General features: G+C 71.9%; 5 protein-coding genes. All 5 read right to left on the bottom strand.

Annotation, left to right across the window (positions count from 1 at the left end; genetic code table 11):
* Positions 1-87: 87 nt before the first annotated feature.
* Positions 88-498, bottom strand: a complete 411-nt coding sequence (locus BN11_RS13545) for an Rv3654c family TadE-like protein (RefSeq protein ID WP_083433750.1) — start codon at positions 496-498, stop codon at positions 88-90.
* The gene (locus BN11_RS13540) at positions 495-821 is read right to left on the bottom strand and encodes a TadE family type IV pilus minor pilin (RefSeq protein WP_048698477.1); all 327 of its coding nucleotides are present in this window, start codon (positions 819-821) and stop codon (positions 495-497) included. Before BN11_RS13540 ends, BN11_RS13545 begins: the two co-directional genes overlap by 4 nt.
* Before the next feature lie 124 nt (positions 822-945).
* Positions 946-1,164 (bottom strand): DUF4244 domain-containing protein, encoded by a 219-nt coding sequence (locus BN11_RS13535; protein WP_048698475.1) that lies wholly within the window; start codon positions 1,162-1,164, stop codon positions 946-948.
* Positions 1,165-1,436: 272 nt separating this feature from the next.
* Complete coding sequence (locus BN11_RS13530) at positions 1,437-2,555, bottom strand: type II secretion system F family protein (protein WP_048698473.1); 1,119 nt, start codon at positions 2,553-2,555, stop codon at positions 1,437-1,439.
* A gap of 3 nt (positions 2,556-2,558) precedes the next feature.
* Positions 2,559-3,541: TadA family conjugal transfer-associated ATPase (locus BN11_RS13525; protein ID WP_235435474.1), on the bottom strand; the 983-nt coding region annotated here is incomplete at its 5' end.

The following is a 3,541-nucleotide window of genomic DNA, read 5'->3' as shown; positions in this document are numbered from 1 at the left end:
CCGTCTCGGGGGTCCGCGCATCTTCTCGACCCCCTTCCGGCCCCGTCCGCTTCGGGGGACGGGGCCGGAGGCCTGTCCGAGGCGCGATCACCGTTGCCGGACCGGGCCGGCGCGAGCCGAGGTCGTGGTCGTGCGCATCCCGACGACCGGCAGGCGCGCGGTCACCCGCGCCGTGACGGTCGCCGTGCCCTCCGGCGTGATGTAACACCCGGTGGGCTGGGCCGCATTGGCCGTGACGAAGCCGGCAGCACGCCGGCACGATGTGGCGGCATCCAGCCCGGCCATGAAGTTCGACACCGCAGCGATCGCCCCGAGGTCGGCCGCTGCCCGCGCGCGCTGCTTGGCCTGCACCGCCGTCACCAGCCCAAGGGTGGCCGGCAGCAGGATGATCATCGCGGCCACCAGCACGATCGTCAGGATGGTGCCGGAACCCGCCTCGTGGTGCCTGCTGGGGGCCGGCGACGGCCTCCGGGGGCTGGGCGACCATCGGGCGGTCATGGCCGCAGCTCCCGGGGGGCGACGGATCGGGCGACGGCAGCCACATCCCAGCCCAGGCGGGCGAAGGGCGCTCGCTCGGGCGCCCGGACGGTGACGACGACCGACCCGCCGTCGCCGGTGACGCTGACCACCGACCCATCCGGTGCCTGGTCCTTGGCGGCGGCGATGACGTGCGAGACCGGCTCGGACCGGGCGGCCAGCCGGGCTCCGACCCGGCTGGCCTCCGAGACCCGGATGTGGTCGAGGCCGGTGGCGATCGCGGTCAGCGTGAGCAGCAGGAGGAGCGCGAACACGATCATCCCGAACGCCAATTCGATCGTCACCAGACCCGACTCTCGTCGAACCAGCCGGTCACGGGCTGCGCCGGCGCCAGGGTGACGGTGCCCGCCGCGCCCCGCGGCCGGCGCCCCCGCCACCGTGGGTCTGCAGCACGACGGACTCATCTCGTCAGGCCTTGCCGACGAAGGCGTTCTTGATCAGCTTCCCGATCTCCGCGACGCCGAACGAGCTGAGGATGCCCAGGGCGGTAACGGCGAAGGCGCAGACCATGAGGGTGACCAGCGCCCACTCGATGGTGGTCAGACCCTCCTGGTCGTTCTTGGCCGTGGCCCGGTCCAGCAGCGTGGCCTTGGTGGCGGTGAAACGTGCAGCGAGCTTGTGCGACATGTGCTGTTCCTTTCGGAAGGTGACCGGCCCCGCGCCGGTCGATGCCTCTACTTTTCTGTGCCCGAAAGGCCGCCGCCAGAGGCGCGAAAAACCCTGTGGATCAACGAAAGTTGGCGTTCCGCTTGTGGAAAACCGGCCCTGTCCGCGGCCCCGAGGAACGACCTTCTGGACAAGACCAGCAGCGTCGGATTCGAGTGGTGAGTGCCGGTACGGTTCCGGGCCGAAAGCGTGCCGACAGCCACCACTCGACTGCGCCTGCGGCGTTGGCTCGTTCAGAACAGGCCACCGCGGGGGACGAGAGCAATGACGAGCGGGATGACCGTGGTCAGCGCGAACGCGGGCAGGAAGAAGACCACGAGCGGGATGAGGAGGAAGGTCTCGGCCCGACCGGCCGCCGCCTGCAGGCGCGACTTCTCCGACTCGGCCAGCCGCTGCCCGGCGGCCTTGACACTCGCGGCCGGCGCGGCGCCATGCTCCAGCGACAGCGCGAGGGCGGCGGAGACCGGCTCCCAGGAGACATCGGCATACGACCACGCGGTGCGATGCCCCAGGCCCCAGCGATAGCCGGCCACGACGCGCCGCAACTCGGTGCGGATCCGATGCGGCGAGACGACGGCGACCTGTTCGATGCTCTCGACGATTCCGGCGCCGGAGCTCAGGGCGAGCTGCAGCATCAGCGCGGCATCGGCGACGTCGTCGAGTGTCGCGTCGGGCAATCCCTCTTCGGCACTGATCTTCTTGGGCTGCAAGGCTTTACGGAGCAGCCGCTTCGACATCACGGCTCCGGAGGCCGCCAGGGACAGCCCGACCACCAGCGCGACCCCGGCCGGGAAGGAGCCGTAGAGTTCACCCGGAGGGACGCCGACGAGCAGGCCGATCGGAACTCCCGCCAGGGGCAGGGCCAGCATCAGCATCATGGACGAGGTCGTGCCCGCGGTGACGGCCGAGAGCCGCTCCTTTGCCGCGCGCTTCTCACGCAGTTGCGCGACCGACCACATGACCGAAGGGTGGAGTGCGGATCCGCTGGCCTCGGTCAGGGTCCAGGCCCCGGCCACGACCCGCAGTTCGGGGATCTGGTCGCTGTGCCGGGCCCAGGCGGGGCCTCCCGGCGCGCCACGGTGCAGGGCGCGCTGCACCTCGGCCAGCACCGAGCCGATCGCGTCGTCCTGCTCGGCGGCGGAGTCGCGGCGCTGCTGCACGGCGACGTCCACAGCCTGCACCGGGGTGAGGCCGGCCTGCAGGCACAGGGCGACCGACTCAAGCACTGCCGCAAGGGAATCCACGCGTGTGTCGGATGTCGCCGCCTCCCGGCGCCGGCGCATCCCGCGGCGGCGGGGCCACACGGCATACCCGCCGAGCAGCAGCAACAAGGCAGCGAGGATCCGGCCCACGGCTCACAGATCCTCGATGGCGGTGATCCGGCGGCCGACGGGCGTACGGGCCACGTGCACAACGGTTTTCAGGGCCGTAGCGACCTGTGCGCGAACGGCGGCGGGCGACATCCCGGCGAGCGCCCCCAGCGCTTCGAGCCGGGCCGGAACGTCGGCCGGTTTGTTGGCATGCATCGTCGCGCACCCGCCTTCGTGGCCGGTGTTCAACGCCTGCAACAGTTCTCGGACCTCGGCGCCCCGGACCTCGCCGACGACGACCCGGTCGGGGCGCATACGCAGCGCCTGACGCACCAGATCGACGAGCGTGACCGATCCCTGGCCCTCGACATTGGGCGGGCGCGCCTGCAGGCGCACGACGTGACCGCTGTTGAGGGGAATCTCCAGGACGTCCTCGACCACCAGGATCCGGTCACTGGGGTCGACTTCGCCGAGCAACGCCGCGAGCAGGGTCGTCTTGCCCGCCCCGGTGCCACCCGTGACGACGAAGGCGTCGCGGTTGGCGATCATGGCGCGCAGCCGGGCACCCTGGTCCGGGGTGCACATCTCCACCCGCTCCAGGTCGGTCAGCCGCACGGCGTCGCGCCGCAACATCCGCAGGCTGATGCACGTGCCACCCGAGGAGAGCGGCGGCAGGATCGCGTGCAACCGGACGGCGCCGGGCAGCAGGCCGTCCACCCACGGCTGCGCGTCGTCGAGCCGTCGGCCCGCCACGCCGGCGAGGCGAACGGCGAAACGGCGCACGTGTTCGGGCGACTCGAAATCGTGCTCGGGCACCCGTTCCAGGCCGGCGCCGCGGTCGGCCCACGTCTGCGCGTCACCGTTGACCAGGATGTCGGTCACTCCCGCCGCGCGGGCCAGGCCGGCCAGTGGGCCCAGGCCGGCCAATTCGGCTTCGAGCACGGCCTCGGTGCGGGTGACGCCGCGAGCGCCCAGCCGTTCGGCGGCCGTGTCCACGACAGCGCGGATGCTGCGCCGGTCGGGCACCC

Source organism: Nostocoides australiense Ben110 (assembly GCF_001050535.1).
Classification (GTDB): domain Bacteria; phylum Actinomycetota; class Actinomycetes; order Actinomycetales; family Dermatophilaceae; genus Nostocoides_A; species Nostocoides_A australiense.
This window is presented reverse-complemented; position numbering and strand designations above follow the sequence as displayed.